Here is an 18,151-nt window from a genome sequence, read left to right on the forward strand (position 1 = left end):
GCCGTGAGCATCGTGGACACGCCGGAGCGGCGACAACTGCGCGAGCTGACCCGCGCCTTCGTGACGCGCGAGGTGCTGTCGCACCTGGACGACTGGGAGCGGGTCGGTGAGGTGCCCCGGGCGCTGCACGCCACCGCGGCGAAGCTCGGCCTGCTCGGCATCGGTTTTCCCGAGTCGGTCGGTGGCAGCGGCGGTGACCTGCTCGACTCGATCATCGTGACCGAGGAGCTGATCCGCTCGGGCGGCTCGTCCGGGCTGGTGGCGGCCCTGTTCACGCACGGCATCGCGTTGCCGCACATGGTCGCGGCGGCGGGTGCCCGTACCGGCGGGTCGCTGGGTGGCCGACTCGGCGTCGCGGCGACGCCGGGTGACGACGACCTGATCGATCGGTACGTCCGGCCGACCCTGGCTGGCACGATGATCGGCGCGCTGGCGATCACCGAACCGGACGGCGGTTCCGATGTGGCCGGCATCCGCACCAACGCCCGGCGGGACGGCGACCACTACGTGGTGAACGGGTCGAAGACCTACATCACCAGCGGGCATCGGGCCGATTTCGTGACCACGGCGGTCTGCACCGACTTCCCCGGCAGCGGCGAGCTCACCCTGCTGGTCATCGACAAGGGGCTGCCCGGGTTCACGGTGGGGCGGCGGTTGGAGAAGTTGGGCTGGCACTGCTCGGACACCGCCGAGCTGTCGTTCGTCGACGTACGGGTGCCGGTGGCCAACCGGATCGGCGCCGAGAACACCGGCTTCCTGGCGATCATGCAGCACTTCGCGGCGGAGCGGCTCTCCCTGGCGACGCAGGCGTACGCCACCGCCCAGCGTTGCGTCGAACTGGCGACGCGCTGGTGCCGGGACCGGGAGACCTTCGGCCGCCCGTTGGCCAGTCGACAGCTGATCCGGCACCGGTTGGCCGAGATGCACACCAGGGCGGAGGCCGCCCGGTCGTACGTGCACGAGGTGGCCATCCGGGTGGCGGCGGGCGAGCCGGTGGTGACCGAGGTGGCGATGGCCAAGAACGTGGCGGTGGCCGCCTGCGACCAGGTCGTCGACCAGGCGTTGCAGTTGCACGGCGGCTTCGGCTACCTGCGCGACGCCGAGGTGGAGCGGCACTACCGCGATGCCCGGATCCTCGGCATCGGCGGCGGCACCACCGAGATCATGAACGAGATCATCGCGAAGGGCATGGGGCTGTGAGCATCCTGAACAGCGCGGTCGACGTGTCCGCTCCCGGGCACGTGGTGAACCGGGCGGCTCTGCTGGACCGACTGGCCGAGTTGGACGCCGCGCTGGACCAGGCTCGGGCCGGCGGCGGCGAGAAGTACGTGACCCGGCACCACTCGCGCGGCAAACTGCTCCCCCGGGAGCGGATCGAGCTGCTGGTGGACGCGGACAGCCCGTTCCTGGAGTTGTCGCCGGTCGCCGCGTACGGCACGGACTTCCCGGTCGGGGCCAGCGTGGTCACCGGCATCGGGGTCGTCGAGGGCGTGGAGTGTCTGATCGTCGCCAACGATCCGACGGTACGCGGCGGCGCGGTCAATCCGTGGTCGCTGGCGAAGACCCGGCGGGCCGGCGAGATCGCCCTGGCCAACCGGCTCCCGATGGTCAACCTTGTCGAGTCGGCCGGGGCGGACCTGCCCACCCAGGCGGAGATCTTCATTCCGGGTGGTCGGGTGTTCCGTGACCTGACCCGGCTCTCGGCGGCGGGCATCCCCACGGTCAGCGTGGTCTTCGGCAACGCGACGGCCGGTGGCGCGTACGTGCCGGGGATGTCCGACCACGTGATCATGATTCGGGACCGGTCGCAGGTCTACCTGGCCGGGCCGCCGCTGGTGAAGATGGCGACCGGCGAGGTGACCGACGACGAGTCGCTGGGTGGTGCGGCGATGCACGCGGCCACGTCGGGGCTCGCCGACTATCTGGCCTCCGACGAGCGGGACGGCATCCGGTTGGCCCGGCAGTGCGTACGCCGGTTGAACTGGCGCAAGCAGGGCCCGTCGCCGCGTACGGCCGTGCCGCAGCCACCGAAGTACGACCCGGAGGAGTTGCTCGGCATCACCAGCGCGGACCTGAAGGTGCCGTTCGACCCACGTGAGGTGCTGGCCCGGATCCTGGACGGCAGCGACTTCGACGAGTTCAAGCCCGCGTACGGGGACGCGCTGGTCACCGGCTGGGGCGAGCTGCACGGGTACCCGGTCGGCGTGCTGGCCAACGCCCGCGGGGTGTTGTTCAGCGAGGAGGCGCAGAAGGCGGCCCAGTTCATCCAGCTCGCGAACGCCGCGGACACCCCGCTGATCTTCCTGCAGAACACCACCGGCTACATGGTCGGCACCGAGTACGAGCAGCGCGGCATCATCAAGCACGGCGCACTGATGATCAATGCGGTGTCCAACTCGACGGTGCCGCACCTGACGGTGAACCTCGGCGCCTCGTACGGGGCCGGCAACTACGGCATGTGTGGCCGGGCGTACGAGCCGAGGTTCTTGTTCACCTGGCCGAACGCGAAGTCGGCGGTGATGGGTCCGGCTCAGCTCGCCGGGGTGCTCTCCATCGTGGCGCGGCAGGCCGCCGCCGCCCGGGGGCGCGACTACGACGAGGAGTCCGACGCCGCGATGCGAATGATGGTCGAGCAGCAGATCGAGTCGCAGTCGGGCGCGCTGTTCCTCTCCGGCCGGCTCTACGACGACGGGGTGATCGACCCTCGGGACACGCGTACGGTCCTCGGGCTCTGCCTCTCGGCGATCCACAGCGGACCGGTGGAGGGCGCCGACGGTTTCGGCGTCTTCCGGATGTAGGGGGCGAAGCCAAAGATGATCAGTAGATTGCTCGTCGCCAATCGTGGGGAGATCGCCCGCCGGGTCTTCGCGACCTGCCGGGCGCTCGGCGTGGAGACGGTCGCGGTGCACTCGGATGCGGATGCCGCCGAGCCGTTCGTCGCCGAGGCCGACCACGCGGTCCGGCTGCCCGGTGCCGCGCCGGCCGAGACGTACCTGCGGGTCGAGCTGATCCTGGATGCGGCCCGGCGCAGCGGCGCGGACGCCGTCCACCCGGGCTACGGGTTCCTCGCCGAGAACGCCGAGTTCGCGGCGGCGGTGACCGACGCCGGGCTGACCTGGGTCGGGCCGCCAGCCAAGGTGATCGCCGCGATGGGCGACAAGCTGGCGGCGAAGGCGCTGCTCGCCGAGGCGGGCGTGCCGATGCTGCCGAGCTGGACCGACACCGATGTGATCACCGACTTTCCGGTGCTCGTCAAGGCGTCCGCCGGTGGCGGCGGGCGGGGGATGCGGATCGTCCGGGATGCAGGCGGGCTGGCCGAGGCCGTCGCCTCGGCGCGCCGCGAGGCGGCTGCCGCGTTCGGTGACGGCACGGTCTTCATCGAGCGGTACGTCGAGCGCGGTCGGCACGTCGAGGTGCAGATCTTCGGCGACGCCCACGGTCGGGTGGTGGCCCTCGGTGACCGTGAGTGCTCGATCCAGCGCCGGCACCAGAAGATCGTCGAGGAGGCGCCGGCGGTCGTTCCGGAGCGGGTGCGGACGGCGTTGCACGAGGCGGCGGTGGCCGCTGGTCGCGCGGTCGACTACCTGGGTGCGGGCACTGTGGAGTTCCTGCTCGCCCCGGGTGGGGAGTTCTTCTTCCTGGAGATGAACACCCGGCTCCAGGTGGAGCACCCGGTCACCGAGCTGTGCACGGGGCTGGACCTGGTGGGGCTGCAACTGCTCGTCGCCGAGGGTGAGCCACTGCCGGCGACCCTGCCGGTCAGCACCGGGCATGCGATCGAGGTACGCCTGTGTGCCGAGGACGCCACCGCGGGTTGGCGGCCGGCCACCGGCACCCTGCACCGGTTCGCGGTCCCCCAGGTGGCAGCCGAGTTCGGCGGGCTGGCCGCGCCGGGCCTGCGGCTCGACTCGGGTGTGGTGGCCGGATCGGTGGTCGGGGTGCACTACGACTCGATGCTGGCGAAGCTGGTCGGCTGGGGCCGCACCCGCGCGGAGGCGACCCGCCTGCTGTCCACCGCGCTGGCCCGAGCTGAGCTGCACGGGGTGACCACCAACCGGGACCTGCTGGTCGGGGTTCTGCGCAGCCCCGCGTTCGCGGCCGTGGAGATCGACACCGGGTTCCTGGACCGGCACACGGAGGTCTTCGCCCCGCTGCTTCCCGCCGACCGGTTCCCGCTGGCCGCGCTGGCGGCGGCACTCGCCTCAGCCGCCGGCCGCCGTGCCGACGCGCCGGTGCTGGCCGGGCTGCCGTCGGGCTGGCGTAACGTGCCGGCCGTCCCGCAGGTCACCCGGTTCAGCGGGCCGGACGGCGAGGTCGAGGTCCGCTACCGGCTGGACCGCACGGGCCGGCTCGCCGAGTGGTCCGCCGACCCCGGTGCCACCGAACGGCCGGCCGTGGCGCTGGTCGAGGCCACCCCCGACCGAGTGGTGCTCGACGTCGATGGGGTGCGGCACGCGTACCGCGTACACCGGGCGGGGTCGGCGGTGTTCGTGGACGGCCCGGACGGGGCGGCGAGCCTGGCCGAGCTGCCACGCCTCCCGCTGCCCACCGCGGAGGTGGCCGCCGGTTCGCTGCTCGCGCCGCTGCCGGGCGCGGTGGCTCGGGTGCACGTCCAGGTCGGCCAGCGGGTCTCGGCCGGCGATCCGCTGCTCACCCTGGAAGCGATGAAGTTGGAACATCCCGTCCTCGCTCCGACCGACGGCGTGGTCGCCGAGCTGCCGGTGCCGGCCGGCGGTCAGGTGCGCACCGGCGCGGTGCTTGCCGTCATCGACAACGCAGAGGAGAACCCGCGATGACCTTCGACCTCACCCCTGAGCAGGACCAACTGCGCGACGCGGTGCGAGCGTTGGGCCGCCGCTACGGCCACGGCTACTTCGTCGAGAAGGCGAAGGCCGGGGAACACACCACCGAACTCTGGGCCGAGGCCGGCCGGCTCGGCTACCTGGGGGTCAACATCCCCACCGAGTACGGCGGTGGGGGCGGCGGCATCACCGACCTGGCCATCGTCTGCGAGGAGCTGGCGGCCGCCGGCTGCCCGCTACTGCTGCTGGTGGTCTCCCCCGCGATCGCGGCCACGGTGCTCAACCGGCATGGCACCGAGGAGCAGCGCAAGCGGCACCTGCCCGGCCTCGCCGACGGCTCCCAGAAGATCGTCTTCGCGATCACCGAGCCGGAGGCCGGTTCCAACTTCCACCGGCTCGGCACGGTCGCCCGCCGCGACGGCGACGGTTGGCTGCTCTCCGGCCGCAAGTGCTACATCTCCGGGGTGGACGAGGCGGACCACGTGCTGGTGGTGGCACGGACCGAGGACTCGTCCACCGGAAAACTGAAGCCCGCGCTGTTCCTGGTGCCGACCGACGCGGCTGGGCTGACCCGGTCCAAGCTGGACATGGAGATCTTGTCCCCGGAGAACCAGTTCCTGCTCTACCTGGATGACGTGCGACTCCCCGCCGACGCGCTGCTCGGTGAGTCGCTGGACACCGGCCTGCCGGCCCTCTTCGCCGGGCTCAACCCGGAACGGATCACGGTGGCCGCGATGGGTGCCGGCACCGGCCGGTACGCCATCGAGCGGGCCAGCGAGTACACCGCCACCCGCAAGGTCTGGGGTGGCCGGACCATCGGCTCGCACCAGGGTGTGTCACACCCGCTGGCGCACGCCGCGGTGCAGGTGGAGCTGGCCCGACTCATGATCCAGAAGGCGGCCACGCTGTACGACGCGGGCCGCGACCTGGAGGCCGGGGTGGCCGGCAACATGGCCAAGTACGCGGCCGGGGAGGCGGCGGCACTCGCCGTGGACACCGCCGTCCAGGTGCTCGGCGGGGCCGGCATGACCACCGAGTACGGGGTGGCGACCCTGCTCGGCGCGGTCCGGGCCGGCCGGATCGCCCCGGTCAGTAGAGAGATGATCCTCAACTTCGTAGCCCAGCACGTCCTCGGTCAGGACAAGTCGTACTGAGCCGCCCAACCGACGCATGACCGGCTGCGCGGGTGTGGCGGTCAGGCCGGGGTGCGGCAGGCGGCATCGATACGGTGAAGTGGGCGGACGCGACGGCCCATCCCCTCCAGCAGTGAGTCCTCGACGTGGAAGTCGTGGACACGCAACTGGCGCCGGGGCAGCTCCTCCTCGCTCGGGCAGAGCACCTGCGCACGGACCAGCTCGACCGGCACGTACCGCACACCACCCCGCTCCTGCAGGATCACCATGTTGACGTCGTCCGTGGTGATCACGTGCCCGCGTACGTCCTCGGCGGGTCCGTTCTCCGTGCCCACGGTCGTGACGGTCAGTGGCAGCACCGGTGTGCTGATCACCGGCACCGCGGCCCAGACCAGCGTGGCCAACATCGCCACCTCGGTCACCGAGGCCAGCGGCCGGATCACCACGCCGGGCAGCGGCCCCGCGATGAAGAGGGCCGACAGCGGCGGCACCACGAGCAGCGCCAGCACCAGCAGCTCGCCCTGCTCCGCGGCGTCGCGCAGCGTGGGCAGCAGCAGCCAGCCGTACGCGGCGAGCAGCACGACGATCAGGAGCAGCCGTGGCACCACCCGTTCGTGCAGCCGCGCGGGACGGAGTTGGAACGCGGCCACGAACGCCGGCAGCAGTAGCGGCAGGTAGAGCAGCGGCCAGGTGATCAGGGCGAGCAGGAAACTGGCCAGCACCACCCAGGCCGGGGTGATGTCGGCCCAGCGGGCGAAGAGTGGACGACGGCGGGTGCCCGGCGGCAACCGGTCCACACTGACCGCCAGCACGGCGCCGAGCGCGAAGACGGCGACCAGAGCGGTGGAGAGCAGCCGGGCAGCGGTGGTCAGGAAACCGGCGAGCAGGTTGACCGGCCCGACGTTTGCGACCAGCAGCAACGTGGTCTGGAGTTCGCCGCCCGCCTCCACACCGAGCCGAAGCACCGAGAAGATCGCCGGTACGCCCACCAGCGCCGTCCAAAACGACTGGCTGGCCCGGGCGCGCCGCTCCGCCGGATCCCACCGCACCCGCCCCGGCTCGACGTCGGCGACGACCGGTTCGGCGGGTGCGGCGACCGGCACGTCCGCCGGCCAGACGGTGGCGTCCGTCCCGGAATGGAGCGGACCGTCGACAGCCGGCACGGTGGCGGTGTCGTGCGGCACGGACGCCCGGGGTGGCGGGACCGGGCCGTCGGCGCCCGCGCCGCCGGTGGCGGTCGGCGCCGTGCTCACCGCCGGGGAGCCTTATCGTCGAAGTCGACCAGTTTCGGCACCTCCAGCGGCTGCGGCTGGCGCTTCTCCGCCCGCAGCCACGGACCCAACGTCCGGTTGTACGCCGTCTGCCAGGGGCTCGCCTGCCCGTCCCGGCCCTGCTCGTAGCTCTTCTGCAGGAAGAACGCGACGAGGTCGCGCAGTGCGGGATCCCCGATCGGCACGCCGATGCCCAGCAGTTCGCTGGTGCCGAACGGCATGTCCACGATCTCGAACTCCTTGGGGAAGCTGGCCAGGAAGCCGGCGAGGATCGACTCGTCGGAGCTGACCGCGTCGTACCGGCCCTTCCGGATGCCGTCGACGCAGTCGCCGACGTCCTTCACCACGAACGTCTTGACCTGGTGCTTCTCCAGCTCGGCCTCGGTGGTGGAGCCGCCGCTCGTGCAGACCCGGTAAGCCGGGTCGCGCAGGTCCTCAATGGTGCGGATCTTGTCCTTGAGCCGGCTCGACACCATCACCTCCTGGGTGGTGACGAAGTACGGCCCGGCGAAGCTGACCAGCTTCTTGCGCTCCTCGGTGATGGAGAAGCTGGACACCACCAGGTCGACAGTGCCGCCCTGCAGCGCCGGGATCCGGTCCTCGGTGGCCACGGAGACGAACTCCAACCGCTGGTCCCCCTCGTAGCCGAGGGAGGCGGCGATGTACCGACCGATCTCGACGTCGAAGCCGGCATGCTGGCCGTTGCGGAGTTCGCCCATCAGCGGCTCGTTGGTGGCGACGCCGATGCGCAGCTTCGTCTGGCCGTAGATGTGCGACTCGCGGAGTTTCTCCTGTACGGACTGCAGCTCCGGTTCCTGCCGGCTGTCGCAGCCGGCGGCGGCGGCCAGGGTGAGGGTGAGGGCGACCGCCAGCGTCGTCGCGACCGAGCGGAGCCGGGACTGCGAACTGCCTGAGTTCATGCGCACCTCGCTGCCGGGAGAGCCTGCGAGACACCGAGAGTAGTCGTTCGCGTCCAATTTGTGTGCACGTCGGTATCGGTAGGGGTTTCCCCACCACCGAGATCATGGGCCGCCGTGTGTTCCGGAAACGCCGCCTCGACCAGGCTTTCCACCATGCGAAACAGCGATGTGACCCCCGGTCGAGGGCCGGTCGTCGAGGTGCTCGACGTGACGAAGACCTATGCCGGCGCGGGCGGTGTCCGGGCGTTGGACGGCGTGTCGGTCGCCTTCGAGGCCGGTTCGTTCTGCGCCGTGATGGGCCCGTCCGGCTCGGGCAAATCCACGCTTCTGCACTGTGCGGCGGGCCTGGACCGGCCGGACAGCGGACGGGTACTCCTCGCCGGTCAGGACATCGGCGGGCTGCGTGAACCGCAGCTCACCCAGGCACGGCGGCAGCGGGTCGGCTTCGTCTTCCAGTCGTACAACCTGATGGACTCGCTGTCGGTCTGGCACAACATCCTGCTGCCGCAGCGGCTGGCCGGGGTACGACCGGACCGGAAGTGGGCGCAGGAGGTGATTCGCCGCGTCGGGCTCACCGGACGGGAGAACGCCCGGCCCGGCCAACTGTCCGGCGGTCAGCGGCAGCGGGTCGCCCTGGCCCGCGCCCTGGCGAGTCGACCGGAGGTCATCTTCGCCGACGAGCCGACCGGGGCGCTGGACCTGTCGACCGGCCGCGAGGTACTCCAACTGCTGCGCGAAGCGGTGGACGACGTCGGCACGACGATCGTCATGGTCACGCACGACCCGGCTGCGGCGGCGTGGGCCGACCGCGCGGTGTTCCTCGCCGACGGGCGGATCGTCACGGAGCTCGCCGACCCCACCGCCGAGAAGATCGCGGCACAGATGATGGCGGTGACCGTCCGATGATCCGGCTCGCTCTCAGCACGCTGCGCCAGCACCGCGGCGCCTACGCGGGCACGTTCTTCGCCGCGCTGCTCGCCGTGGCACTACTCGCCGGCGGCGGTCTGCTGCTCGCCTCCGTACTCACCGCGAAGCCGCCGGCCGACCGGTTCGCGGCAGCGCCGATCGTCGTGTCGGGCGACCGCGACGTGACCCTCCAGAAGGTCACCACCAAACACAAGAAGGACAAGGTCAAGCGCAAGGTCAAGGTCAAGTCCGAGCAGCTCACCGGTGCCGGTTCCCTGCCGGCGGACCTCGTCGGTCGACTGGGCAACCTTCCCGGCGTCGCGGCCGCGACCGCGGACGTCGCCTTCCCGGTCCAGGCAGGCACGCCGGACGGACTCCTACTGCGTGGTGCCGATGACGCTCCCGTGATCGGACACGGGTGGAGCTCCGCACAGCTGACCCCGTACTCGTTGCGCACCGGCGAAGCGCCCGGCCCGGGCCAGGTCGTCATCGACGCCGACCTGGCCAACCGTTCGGGCACCACCGTTGGTGGACGTCTCGTCGTCACCACGAAGACCGGCGTCCGCACCCTGGTCGTGTCCGGTGTCGCCGCACCGGCCGGGCGCGACGGACTGCCCGCCCAGGGCGCCCTGTTCGTCGCCGATTCCGACGTGGCGTCGGTGTCGGGGCTGCCCGGGCCGACCGCGGTGGCCATCCTGGCCAACCCCGACACCGACCCGGTCGCGCTCCGCAAGGCCGTCGAGGGGGTCGCCGGGGATGCGCCCGTGCTCACGGGCGACGATCGAGTCCGGGCCGACCTGCCCGGCGCCCTGCCTGACTACATCGGCCCCATCTCGATCTTCGGCTTCGTCATCGGTATCACGGCGTTCGCGGCCATCTTCGTCCTCACCGGCACGGTCACGCTCGGGGTACGTCAACGACTGCGCGAGCTGGCCCTGCTGCGCACCGCCGGTGCGACCCCGGCCCAGTTGCGCCGCCTCCTCGGTGTGGAAAGCCTCCTGCTCGCCGGGGTCGCCGCGCTGCCGGGCATACCGCTCGGTGTGGTGTTCGCCCACGTGGTGGCTGCCCGGTTCCGGGAACTGGGCGCGGTGCCGGCCCAGTTCGTCGTACAGACCAACGTGATCGTGCTCATCGCCGCCATGGCGGCAGGGATGCTGGTGACCTTCGTCGGCGCCCAGATCGCCGGCCGCCGAGCGGTGCGCATCGCGCCGACACAGGCACTCGCCGAGACCGCGAACGCACCGACCGGTGGACTCGTCCTGCGCACCGCCCTCGCGGTGGTGACCGCCGCCGGCGCATTCGCCCTGCTCATCTTCGTTCCGCTCGGCGGACCGCTCGGCATCGGCATGTGTTTCCTGTCGTGCGCCCTGTTGCTGTGCACGGTCGCGGCCCTGGGCCCGCTGCTGGTCCGGGTGCTGACGACGCCGGTGTCCCGTGTCATCGGCTCCGGCGGCGCGATCGGCTGGCTGGCCGGCCTGGTCACCCGGGCCGAGCGGCGAAGGGTCGCGGCGGTCGCGGTTCCGCTCGTGCTCATGTTCGCGATCAATGCCACCATGCTGCTCAACACCACCCTGCTGGACGAACTGGCCGGGCGGGAGCAGGCGGCCCGGACGGCAGCCGCGACGGCGCAGGTGAGCGCACCGGGCGGGATGCCGCTCAGTACCGTCAGAGAACTCCTCGCACTCAACGGGGTGACCGGCGCGGCAGCGACGTTGCCGACGCGGGCGATCGTCGAGCAGGGTGGCAAGCCCGAGGACTACGCGACGCAGGGTCTGCTGGTCGCCGGCACCGAGGCGGCGCTCGACCTCGATCTACGCGCCGGAACGCTGCCAGGCGATGGCACGTTCGCCGCCAGCGAGTACGTGACCAAGCAGTACGGCTGGCGGGTGGGCGACGACGTGCCGGTCTGGCTCGCCGACGGCTACCAGGTCAAACTGCGCCTCGCCGGGGTGTACGCCCGAGCCCGGGGGTTCGGCGACCTGGCACTCCCCGCAGACCTGGTGGCGGCGCACGATCCACGCGGACTGGTCAGCACGGTCGGGCTGCGTTACAGCGGCGACGTACCGGAGCGGATCGCCACCTCGTGGCCCAGCCTGCGGCTGACCCCCACGCTCGGTGCGGCACCCACCGGTGACAACCAGAACCAGCAGGGCGCCTGGGAGCTCCTGGTGGTCATCTCGCTCGGCTTCACGGCGATCGCAGTCGTCAACACCTTCGCCATCGCCACCGCCGCGCGCCGCCGCGAATTCGCCGACCTGCGTCTGGCCGGGGCGACGACCAGGCAGCTCCACCGGCTCGTCGACCGCGAGGCGATGATCACGGTCACCGTCGGGCTGGCGCTGGGTGCCCTGGTCACCGCGATCGTGGTCGGCGCCTTCAGCACCGCGCAGGACGGCACGTTGTCGGTGTTCGTCGACGCCGCAACGTACGCGGGGATGCTCGGCGGTGTCGCGGCACTGGGACTGGTCGCGGGTGCCGTACCGGCACGGGTCCTGCTGCGACGGCGCAGTCTGCCGGCTCTGAGCGACGGGCGCTGATGGTGCTCACGGCCGGAACGCCGTTCGGACCCGTCCTCCGGATCATCGGGGGCCGGGTCCGGCCGGCTGCCGCGCTCCGGTACCGGCTCGCCGTCGGTAGGATCGCCGCGATGATTCGCACAACGGCGTCGGCACTGGCGTACCTGGTCAGCAGCATCGTCGCCGGCTTGGTCGGCCTCGTCTGGAGTTTGGCGATCATCGTCGGCGTCGGTCTACTGTCGATCACTCTGGCCGGCGGCCCGGCGTTCCTCGGCGCCGCCTGGGTGACCCGGCGTCTCGCGGACCTGGAGCGGCACCGGGCCGGTTGGGTGCTCGGCACCGCGATCGCCGCGCCGTACCTGCCGATCGAGGGCGCGACCGTCCGGCAGCGGGTCAGCGCGGTCGCCACGCAACCGGCCACCTGGCGGGACCTGGCCTGGCTGGTCGCGCTGTTTCCGTTGGGCCTGGCGGGCGGGATCGCCGCCATCGTGGTCACCGTCGTCGATCTCGCCGCCGTCGTGGCGCCGGCCTGGGCGTGGGCGGTGCCGAACCCGCGCGCACCGTTTCCGATGGATCCACTCATGACGACGATGCCGGGCCGGTTCGGCCTGACCGTCCTCGGCGTGCTGCTCTTGCCGGTCACCGCGTGGTTCCTGCGGACCGCCGGGCTGGCCCAGGCCCGGACGGCCCAGGTCCTCCTGGCACCCGGCGCGCACCGGTACCTGGTCGAGGAAACCACCCGCCTCGCGCAGACCCGCCGTCGGGTCGTCGATGCCCAGGCGGCAGAGCTGCGTCGAATCGAGCGGGATCTGCACGACGGTGCCCAGGCCCGGATCGTGGCCGCCGGCATGACCATGGCGCTGGCTGCTCGCAAGCTGCCAACCGGTGCGGCCGCCGCCTCCGACGTCGACCTCGCCCGTCGGCAGCTCGACGACGCCCTCACCGAGCTGCGCCGGCTGGTGCGGGGCATCCATCCGCCGATCCTCACCGACCGGGGGCTGCACGCCGCTGTCGCCGCCCTGGCCGGCGACAGCCCACTGGCCGTCGAGGTTCGGGGCGACCCGGACGATCGCTACCCGCCGGCGGTCGAGTCGGCGGCCTACTTCGTCATCGCCGAGGGTCTCGCCAATGCGGGCAAACACGCCGACGCCCGGAGCTGTGTCGTCACCCTCGCCCGCACCGCCGACACCGTCACCGTCACGCTCGCCGACGACGGACAGGGCGGCGCCGACCCGTCCGGCTCCGGGCTCGACGGTCTGCGCCGCCGCGTCGAGGCACTCGACGGCCAACTCACCATCACCAGTCCACCCGGCGGTCCCACCGTCCTGTCCGCGGAGCTGCCCCACTGATGCGCATCGTGATCGCCGAAGACCTGCTGCTGCTCCGGGACGGCATGGTGCGGTTGCTGACCGACACCGGCCACACCGTCGTCGCCGCCGTCGACAACGCGCCCGCCCTGCTGGCGGCCGTCACCGAACACCGACCCGACCTGTCCATCGTCGATGTTCGACTGCCACCCGGCTTCCGCGACGAGGGACTCCGCGCCGCGCTGACGCTGCGTGCCACGGACCCGGACACCAAGGTGCTCATCGTCTCCCAGTACGTCGAACGGGCGTACGCCGTGGAACTGCTCGCCGACGGCCGGGGCGGTGTCGGCTACCTCCTCAAGGACCGCGTGACGGCCCTCGACGATTTCCTCGACGCGGTGGAGCGGGTCGCCAACGGGGGCACCGCCCTGGACCCGGAAGTGGTCCGGCAACTGTTCACCCGCAACAGCCACAACCACGGGGTCGACGGGCTCACCCCACGGGAACGGGAGGTGCTCGGCCTCATGGCCCAGGGCCTGAGCAACGCGGCCATCTGCACCACGCTCGTCCTGGCACCGGTGTCGGTGGAGAAGCACATCACCAACATCTTCGCCAAGCTCGATCTGCCGCCGGCCGACGACGCCAACCGGCGTGTCCGCGCAGTCCTCACCTACCTCAACCACTGATGGCCAACTGACGGTGCGGGCCACGTCGAACGGACCGGTCGATCGGCGTGGCGGTCCGCTTTGCGGTTGACAGCCGCCGATGTCACGACATGCTGGACCTGTGAGTCGATTGCTCAGGCCCGATGCGCGGACGGTGGCGGTGATCGCGGCGCTGGGAGCCCTCGTGCCGCTGGTCCTGCTGGTCCTGTGGCGCCGACAGGACCTTCTCGGCGTGGTCCTCGCGCTGCTCTGTGTCCTGCTGACCATGGTCGCCGGGGTCGCCGCCTCCGCCGCCCGTCAGGTCGACGACCCGGAGCCGGTGGACCGGCCGACGACCGGCGGGCCGGTGGAGCTGATGCCGTACGGGATCGACGCGGACACCCTCGACGCCCTGGACAGTCGGGACGCGTTGCGTGCGGTGCGTGACCGGCGGCGCGGGTCGAACGGTTTCAGCGGCCGGTGAGGGTGGGCGCGGCGAGCGCGTCCACGCCCCGCCCGGCCAGACACCGGTAGACCCGGTCGACGTTGCCGTCGACCGGGGGGAGCACCTCCAGGTGCCAGCCGCTCGGCTCGGCGATCCCGGTGGTCAACCGGAACGTCGTCATACTGCACACCTGCCGCACCGGCTCGGCGGCGATCACCTCGTCGTAGGCGGCGCCGACCAGCGACACCGGCAGGATGCCCTCGGCGTACGTCTCCCAGGTGTGCCGGTCGGCGCAGGACAGCCGGGTCGCCTCGGCGCGGCTGCCGCGGATCCGCACCGGGCCGAAGCATTCCAGCTCGGGCAGGCACCGGGCGCCCTCGGGCAGGGCGGTGGGCGGACCGGTGCCGGTCACGCAGCCAGGCAGCGGTCCGGTCGCCGGCGCGGCGATCTGGGTGACCGACGGGTTCGGGGCGGGCGGTGGCGCCCGGTCGGCGACCCAGGCCCCGGCGGCAGCGGAGGCGGCGAGGGCGAGCACTCCGGCGCCGCCGAAGAACCAGCGCCGCCAGCGCCGGCCGCCGGGGATCACCTGCTGGGTGTCCTCGATGGGCGGTCGGGGCACCGGCTGACTGGCCGCGTACGGGCCGGAGCGGGTTGCGCCGCCGCTCACCGGGGCGCCGCTCACCGGTGCCGACGATGGGCCGAGTGGCAGGCTGGCGAGCAGGTCGTGCAGTTCGAGGGCGGAGGGACGCTCGGCCGGGTCGTTGGCCATGCCGGCGCGCAGTACGTCGATCAGCTCGTCCGGTACGCCGGGCAGGGCCGGGAGCGGCTGGTTGAACATCTCCAACACGGTGACCAGGCTGGGGTTGCGCTCGGACTGCCAGCGTGGCGGCCGGCCGTGCATCACCGCGTAGAGGGTGGCGCAGAGCGCGTACACGTCGACGGCCGGCGACGGTGGGCTGTGGCTGAACATCTCCGGCGGCGCGTACGCCGGGGTGAGCACCTCCAGGGTGACCGAGGCGTCGCGGTGCTCGGCGAGCACGGCCAGCCCGAAGTCGGCGAGCACGGCCGAGTTGAAGCCCGAGTAGAGGATGTTGGCCGGTTTCACGTCCCGGTGCAGCACCCCGGCCGCGTGCGAGTGGGCCAACGCGTCGGCGATCTTGATGCCGAGGTCACGGGCCTCCACCGGGTCCAGTGGTGAGTTCCGCATCCGTTCGGCGTACGAACCGTCGCAGAGCTCCATGATCAGATATGGGTGCTGATCGACGGTGACTCCGACGTCGAAGAGGTCCACCACGTGCGGGTGCGACGACATCCGGCCGGCCGCCCGCGCCTCGCGTAGGAAGCGGGCCTGATCCCGCTCGCTGTCCAGCGTCCGGTTCTCCACCTTGACGGCGACCTCACGACCCACGGAGATCTGGGTGGCCTGGTAGACGGTCGCGTACCCGCCCCGGGCAAAGACCCGCAAATCAGTCAGACCAGGCACAATCGGCACCGGCAAGCCGCCGGTCGGGGTGTCGGTCACCGCTCGAAAATACCCAACCCGGCCAGTGGCTCAGCGCACCGCGTCCGCCGGAGCGGCACCGGCCGGGCCGGTACCCTCCTCGGCGGGCACAGCCGACCCGGACTCGTCGGGCGTGGCGACCGCGCCGGCCGGCGCGCTCCGGCGGGCATCCAGGCGCAGGCCAATGGCGGTGGCCACGGCCCCCAGCCCTTCCCAGGCCGCCACCCCGAAGAACCGGTCGGGAGCGATGTCGGCCAGCACGGCGATGGTGAACACGGTGAACGTGACCAGCCGGAAGACCACGGTGAACCGGTAGAACACCCGCCACTCGGTGACCGTGGCGAGCAGGTAGTAGACGCCCATGTTGAACGCCGCCATCGAGGACGCCACCAGGAACGTGCCGGTGTAGTCACCAGCGGCACGGGTCGCCGGCACCTCGAACCCGAGCATTCGCAACTGCGCCTCCGGCCAGAGCAGCCCGAGCGCGCCCATCACCAGCGCCAACACGCCGAAGACCGCGATGGTCCAGCCCGCGATGGAGCGCGGCAGCTTCATGAAGGGCCTCCCCAGGCACGGCGACGGTCACCACTGTGGACCGGCACACGGTGCTGACACGCTAGCCCGTCACCCCGACAACCACATCCCCGGAACCGACAAAACCGCATCTCGGGGTCTAGACGAGGAGAGCCAGGCGGGCGCGTAGGGCATTGGCCGCGTCGCGTTCGCTGCGCTGCTCGGTCGCGTACGCCAGGCGGACCGCCTCGTCCGCGTAGGACAACGCCTCCATCGGCTCACCGCAGGCGGCGAGCGCCTCGGCCAGCACGCTGGCCGCGAGCACCTGGCTGCGCACGTCCTCGGCCGGAGCGGTGACCGCCCGCCGGGCCCAGTCCAACGCCTGTTCACGCTGACCGTGGGCGAGCAACGCCGACGCGTACTGGGCCATCGTCTGGCGGCGGGAGAAGAGCAGCGACGGTGCGTTCGCGGCGACCGTGGCCACCGGGGCGAGCAGCCCGACCGCGGTCGCCGAGTCACCGGCGGCCAGACGCGCCGTCGCCAGCAGCACCCGGGGTGCCACCTGGGCCGGGGCCTGCGGGTTGTGCGGCTCCACAGCGGTCAGCACCGCGCGGGCGACCCGCTCGGCCGTCTCGCAGTCACCCATGTCCATCGCGACGAAGCCGCGCAGCGTGCCGGCCATCCCGGTGAGCAGCGGGTGCGAGGTGCGCTCGGCGTACGCCAGGGCGTCGGTGAGCAGGTCCGCCGCGTGCTCCGGCTCGCCCAGCCCGCGCGCCACCACCGCCCGGACCACCAGCGCGAAACCACGCCCCCAGTCGTCGGACGCGGCGGCGAACTCCCGGTACGCCCTCCGGGCCTCCCGGTCCGCCTCGGCCAGGTCACCCAACTCGGCGGTGGCGAACGCCGCCACCGCCCGCAGCGTGCCCACCGCCCACGCCTCACCGACCCGCTCCCCGAAGGGCAGGAACACCTGCGCCATCCGACACGCCTCGCGCAGTCGGCCGGCGAGCAGCCGGGCGAATGCCGTGGTGCCGCGCAGCCAGGCCCGCCCGTACGGGTCCTTCAGCTCGGCGAAGAGCCGGGCGGCCCGCCCGAGCACCGCGTCGGTGCCGGCGAAGTCACCCCGGGTGGTGGTCACCCAGGCCAGGTTCTGCAGGGACCAGGCCTGCCCGTGCCGGTCCTGCACACCGAGGCTGACCTGGTACGCGGCGGCCAACCGGCTGCTCGCCTGACTCAGCCGCCCGGCCACGAAGTCGGCCATGCCGAGCCGGCGCATCGCCGTGGCACGCTGCACGGGCAGCCCGCCCGCCGTGGCCACCTGCAACGCCTCCTGCCAGGCGGTCACCGCCCGGTCCTGATCGCCCAGAGTCTCCTGGGCCTGCCCCGCGAGCAGCAGGGCGTTGACCCGGGTCGCCTCGTCGCCCGCGTTCGCGGCGATCTTCTCGGCGTACGCCAACGCGTCGACGACGCGACCGACCTGGAGCAGCGCCCGCGCGTGCACCACCCGATCGGCCGCCGGCACCCCGTCGCGGGCCAGCTCGGTGGCACGCTCGGCGTACTCGACGGCCAGCACCGGCTCACCGGCGGACAGCGACCGGCGGGCGGCCCGGCCGAGCGCGGCGACGCCGAGCGGGACCACCGCCCGAGCCGGCGCGTCCGGACGCAGCTTCACCGCGTCGGCGAGCGTGGCGGCACGCTCGACGTGCATCGCCACGAAGTCGTCCCGGTCGTCGTCGGTGAACCCACCCGCCGCTCCGGCCGCGGCCTCGTCCCCCGGCGCCGCCCAGCGGGCCAGCGCGGCGTGCCGCTCGGCCAGTTCGGCCTTGCTCACCCCGGCGTACGCGGCCTCCCGCATCAGCGGGGTCGCGAACGAGTAACCGGTACGGGAGCGGTGCAGCATCCGGCGTTGCAGCAGCTCCTCGACAGCCCGGTCGAGCTCCACGGCGACCACGGCCGACGGCCGACCATCGCGGCCGGCGCGCTGCTCACGCATCGCCTCCAGCGCACCGGTCGGCACCGCGTCACCGATCACCGCTGCATCACGCAGCACCGAACGGGCGTCCGGCGGCAGCGCGTCGATCCGGGCGGCCAGCACGGCGGCGAGGTCCCGGGAGAGCAGCCTGCTGCCCAGCGACCCGGGCACCAACCGCCAACCGGCCGGCGTGCTCTGGTCCCGCTCGCCGGCCGTGGGTC

Annotated in this window: 13 protein-coding genes and 1 pseudogene; 9 read left to right on the forward strand and 5 right to left on the reverse strand. The window is 72.3% G+C overall.

Going from position 1 to position 18,151, the window contains the following annotated elements:
- The first annotated feature begins 3 nt into the window (after positions 1–3).
- The 4 genes from HNR20_RS12900 to HNR20_RS12915 are packed head-to-tail and all read left to right on the forward strand — an operon-like array spanning position 4 to position 5,956.
- Positions 4–1,200: an acyl-CoA dehydrogenase family protein gene (locus HNR20_RS12900; protein WP_184179391.1), complete on the forward strand. Its 1,197-nt coding sequence runs from the start codon at positions 4–6 to the stop codon at positions 1,198–1,200.
- Complete coding sequence (locus HNR20_RS12905) at positions 1,197–2,798, forward strand: acyl-CoA carboxylase subunit beta (protein ID WP_184179393.1); 1,602 nt, start codon at positions 1,197–1,199, stop codon at positions 2,796–2,798. The genes HNR20_RS12900 and HNR20_RS12905 overlap by 4 nt, the downstream gene beginning before the upstream one ends.
- 15 nt (positions 2,799–2,813) lie before the next feature.
- On the forward strand, positions 2,814–4,796 hold the full coding sequence (locus tag HNR20_RS12910) for an ATP-binding protein (protein ID WP_184179395.1): 1,983 nt from the start codon (positions 2,814–2,816) through the stop codon (positions 4,794–4,796).
- Positions 4,793–5,956 carry an acyl-CoA dehydrogenase family protein gene (locus HNR20_RS12915; protein ID WP_184179397.1) on the forward strand — a complete coding sequence of 388 codons (1,164 nt, stop codon included), beginning with the start codon at positions 4,793–4,795 and terminating at the stop codon, positions 5,954–5,956. Before HNR20_RS12910 ends, HNR20_RS12915 begins: the two co-directional genes overlap by 4 nt.
- Before the next feature lie 41 nt (positions 5,957–5,997).
- Here the strand turns inward: HNR20_RS12915 and HNR20_RS12920 are convergent, their stop codons facing one another.
- Both HNR20_RS12920 and HNR20_RS12925 read right to left on the reverse strand, forming a co-directional pair.
- Positions 5,998–7,188: a hypothetical protein gene (locus HNR20_RS12920; RefSeq protein ID WP_184179399.1), complete on the reverse strand. Its 1,191-nt coding sequence runs from the start codon at positions 7,186–7,188 to the stop codon at positions 5,998–6,000.
- A complete protein-coding gene (locus HNR20_RS12925) occupies positions 7,185–8,126 on the reverse strand; it encodes a transporter substrate-binding domain-containing protein (protein WP_184179401.1) in 942 nt (313 codons plus the stop codon). Before HNR20_RS12925 ends, HNR20_RS12920 begins: the two co-directional genes overlap by 4 nt.
- 153 nt (positions 8,127–8,279) lie before the next feature.
- Between HNR20_RS12925 and HNR20_RS12930 the strand changes: the two genes are divergently transcribed.
- From HNR20_RS12930 to HNR20_RS12950, 5 genes are all read left to right on the forward strand, one after another.
- Complete coding sequence (locus HNR20_RS12930; protein ID WP_184179403.1) at positions 8,280–9,032, forward strand: ABC transporter ATP-binding protein; 753 nt, start codon at positions 8,280–8,282, stop codon at positions 9,030–9,032.
- A complete protein-coding gene (locus HNR20_RS12935; RefSeq protein WP_184179407.1) occupies positions 9,029–11,569 on the forward strand; it encodes an ABC transporter permease in 2,541 nt (846 codons plus the stop codon). Before HNR20_RS12930 ends, HNR20_RS12935 begins: the two co-directional genes overlap by 4 nt.
- Positions 11,570–11,679: 110 nt before the next feature.
- Positions 11,680–12,897, forward strand: coding sequence for a sensor histidine kinase (locus HNR20_RS12940; protein ID WP_184179410.1), 1,218 nt, complete (start codon positions 11,680–11,682; stop codon positions 12,895–12,897).
- Positions 12,897–13,541 (forward strand): response regulator transcription factor, encoded by a 645-nt coding sequence (locus HNR20_RS12945; protein ID WP_184179413.1) that lies wholly within the window; start codon positions 12,897–12,899, stop codon positions 13,539–13,541. The genes HNR20_RS12940 and HNR20_RS12945 overlap by 1 nt, the downstream gene beginning before the upstream one ends.
- Positions 13,542–13,641: 100 nt before the next feature.
- Positions 13,642–13,983, forward strand: coding sequence for a hypothetical protein (locus HNR20_RS12950; protein WP_184179416.1), 342 nt, complete (start codon positions 13,642–13,644; stop codon positions 13,981–13,983).
- Here the strand turns inward: HNR20_RS12950 and HNR20_RS12955 are convergent.
- The 3 genes and pseudogenes from HNR20_RS12955 to HNR20_RS32885 form a co-directional block, all read right to left on the reverse strand.
- Positions 13,970–15,466: a serine/threonine-protein kinase gene (locus HNR20_RS12955; protein ID WP_184179419.1), complete on the reverse strand. Its 1,497-nt coding sequence runs from the start codon at positions 15,464–15,466 to the stop codon at positions 13,970–13,972. The two genes, HNR20_RS12950 and HNR20_RS12955, sit on opposite strands and share 14 nt — an antisense overlap.
- Before the next feature lie 30 nt (positions 15,467–15,496).
- The gene (locus tag HNR20_RS12960; protein ID WP_184179422.1) at positions 15,497–16,000 is read right to left on the reverse strand and encodes a hypothetical protein; all 504 of its coding nucleotides are present in this window, start codon (positions 15,998–16,000) and stop codon (positions 15,497–15,499) included.
- A 118-nt stretch (positions 16,001–16,118) separates the two neighbouring features.
- Positions 16,119–18,113: pseudogene (locus HNR20_RS32885) on the reverse strand (ATP-binding protein); the annotation flags it as partial.
- Positions 18,114–18,151 lie beyond the last annotated feature (38 nt).

This window comes from Micromonospora parathelypteridis, assembly GCF_014201145.1.
Lineage (GTDB): Bacteria > Actinomycetota > Actinomycetes > Mycobacteriales > Micromonosporaceae > Micromonospora > Micromonospora parathelypteridis.